The 1215-nt window shown below is 73.2% G+C and carries 2 protein-coding genes; both read right to left on the bottom strand.

Going from position 1 to position 1215, the window contains the following annotated elements; translation table 11 throughout:
* Positions 1–599, bottom strand: a 599-nt coding sequence (locus tag U9980_RS13250) for a cobyrinate a,c-diamide synthase (protein WP_322768186.1), incomplete at its 3' end; no start/stop codon positions are given.
* Positions 593–1215: cob(I)yrinic acid a,c-diamide adenosyltransferase (gene cobO / locus U9980_RS13255; protein ID WP_416210262.1), on the bottom strand; the 623-nt coding region annotated here is incomplete at its 5' end. The genes cobO and U9980_RS13250, both read right to left, overlap by 7 nt.

Genomic DNA, 1215 nt, shown 5'->3' on the forward strand with positions numbered 1-1215 from the left:
CGGGACGGCACCGCGGCCCGATCGTCGCGGCGCAGCACGCCCAGCACGGTGACGCCGAGACCCGCGACCGCGTCCCGCAACAGCCGTTCGTGGCCGGGCGAACCGACCCGGTTGAACACCACTCCGCCCAGGCGTACCCGCTCGTCCCAGGTGGCGAAGCCGTGCACGGTCGCGGCCACCGAGCGGCCCACCGCGGACGCGTCGACCACCAGCACGACCGGGGCGCCGGTCAGCCGGGCCACATGGGCGGCCGAGGCGAAGTCGGCGGGCTGACCGGCTTCGGGCACCGACACCCCGTCGAACAGGCCCATCACGCCTTCCACGATGGCGATGTCGGCGTTGCGCGCGCCGTGGGCGAACAGCGGTGCGATCCGATGCTCCCCGCACAGCACGGCGTCGAGGTTGCGGCCGGGGCGCCTGCTGGCGATGGTGTGATAGGTCGGGTCGATGTAGTCGGGCCCGACCTTGTGCGGGGACACCCGCAGGCCGCGGGCGGTGAACGCGGCCATCAGCCCGGTCGCCACCGTGGTCTTGCCGGCGCCGCTGGCCGGGGCGGCGATCACCAGCCGCGGTGGCAGCGGGACAGGCGGGGCTACCATTCGATCCCCCGTTGGCCCTTCTGCCCGGCGTCCATCGGATGCTTCACCTTGGTCATCTCTGTGACCAGGTCGGCGGCGTCGATCAGCGCGGGCGGGGCGGCGCGCCCGGTGACGACGACATGCTGGCGTCCCGGACGGGTACGCAGCACCTCGATGACCTCGTCGGTGTCGATCCATCCCCACTTCAGCGGGTAGGTCAGCTCGTCGAGGACGTAGAGCCGGTAGGTCTGGGCGGCCAGGTCCCGGCGGATCTGCGCCCAGCCCTCCCGGGCGGCCTCGGCGGGGTCGGCGGCGGGGTCGATCCGGGCCTGCACCCAGCTCCATCCCTCGCCCATCTTGTGCCAGGTGATGTCCCCGCCCTCGCCGCCGGCGGCCAGGGTGCGCAGTGCCCGTTCCTCTCCGATCCGCCATTTCGCGGACTTGACGAACTGGAACACCCCGACGTCCCAGCCCTGCGCCCAGCCGCGCAGCGCGAGCCCGAACGCCGCGGTCGACTTCCCCTTGCCCTCACCCGTGTGGACGATCAGCAGTGCCCTGTCCCGGCGCGCCCGGGTCGTCAGGCCGTCGTCGGGCACGACGGATGGCTGTCCCTGTGGCATGGCTAGGCAGCCCTGCG

This window comes from Protofrankia sp. Cr1, assembly GCF_963555865.1.
GTDB lineage: Bacteria > Actinomycetota > Actinomycetes > Frankiales > Frankiaceae > Protofrankia.